At 65.9% G+C, this 1,488-nt stretch carries 1 protein-coding gene; it reads left to right on the forward strand.

Translation table 11 applies throughout. The annotated features are described in order from the left end of the window. Positions 1–166 precede the first annotated feature (166 nt). Positions 167–1,477 (forward strand): ISL3 family transposase, encoded by a 1,311-nt coding sequence (locus tag GP2_RS20745; protein ID WP_006902616.1) that lies wholly within the window; start codon positions 167–169, stop codon positions 1,475–1,477. Positions 1,478–1,488: the final 11 nt, after the last annotated feature.

Raw genomic sequence — 1,488 nt, forward strand, 5'->3', positions numbered from 1 at the left:
TCTTCCGGTTTGACGGTGCCTAGAACCGGTTCTGGTGACCACAACATGTAGGGGTGGCGAAGGCGCTCTGGGGTGCGGCGGTCGGCGCGTCGTGGCGAGGTAGGTGGGTCCTGTGGTGTCAGGGTGAAAGTTCCTACACCAACTCCCAGGAACACCGACAGGACCCATGGCCGAGAATACCGCGATCGCTGACACCATTTGCCGCACCATCGAGCTGGGGGTGACGATCACCGGCGCTGCCCTGGACGGGCATGAGCGGACCCATCTCTACTGCGAACTGCTGGCAGCGGATGATCGATGCCCGGGCTGCGGTGAGCCCGGCCGGCTCCGTGATCATGTGCACCGCGAGGTCGCCGATCTACCGATCGTGGGTCACCCCACCCGCCTGCACCTGCAGGTCCCCCGCTTCCGCTGCGAGACCGCCACCTGCCCTCAGGCCATTTTCCGGGCCGGTATCGATGACATTGTCGCCCCACGGACCCAGGTCACCCGCCGCACCACCGCCTGGATGCTGCAGCGGATGATCGTCGACAAGATGAGCGTCAAATCCGTCGCCGCAGCCGTCGGGCTGGGCTGGGACACCGTCAACGCCATCGCCTTATCGGCGGCCCGGAACCTGGCCGCTACACCGGAACGTCTCGACCGGGTGCGGGTCCTCGGGGTCGATGAACATAAGTGGAAACATGTTCGCGGACAAGGCGATCCGAGTTTCGTGACGGTGCTGGTCGACCTCACTCCGGTCGTCGATGGCACTGGGCCGGCCCGGTTGCTGGACATGGTCGCCGGCCGATCGAAAGCCGCGCTGAAGAACTGGCTTGATGCCCGCGACCAGGCCTTCCGCGACCGCATCCGGGTCGTCACCATGGACGGCTTTGCCGGCTACCGCACCGCCACCGCCGAGACCCTCGACCGGGCTCGGGCGGTCATGGACCCTTTCCACGTCGTCCATCTGGCCGCGGAGAAACTCACCCGCTGCCGCCAACGCATCCAGACCGCTACCTGCGGGCATCGCGGCCGGTCCGGCGACCCGCTCTACGGTATCCGCCGGACCTTGTTGACCCGGACCGGGTTGCTCACCGATAAGCAGAAGACCAGGCTCAAGATCGGCCTGGACGCTCACGACGAGCATGTGGCAATCGCGATCACCTACGCGGTCTATCAGGAATTGATCGCTGCCTACGAGCAGCCGCACCGGCGCGAGGGCAAGATCGCGATGTACAAGCTCCTCAAACGCATCCGCACCGGCCTACCGGCCGGGCTGGCCGAACTCGCCCAGCTCGGCCGCTCGCTATGGGCCCGGCGAGCAGAAATCCTGGCCTACTTCGACACCGGCGCCTCCAACGGACCCGTCGAAGCGATCAACGGACGCCTGGAACATCTCCGCGGCATCGCCCTGGGATTCCGGAATCTGCGCCACTACATCTTGCGGTCACTGATCCACTCCGGCGGCCTGGCCGAACGCCTCCACGCACTCTGAAACCGGAAGAG

This window comes from Gordonia paraffinivorans NBRC 108238, assembly GCF_000344155.1.
GTDB lineage: Bacteria > Actinomycetota > Actinomycetes > Mycobacteriales > Mycobacteriaceae > Gordonia > Gordonia paraffinivorans.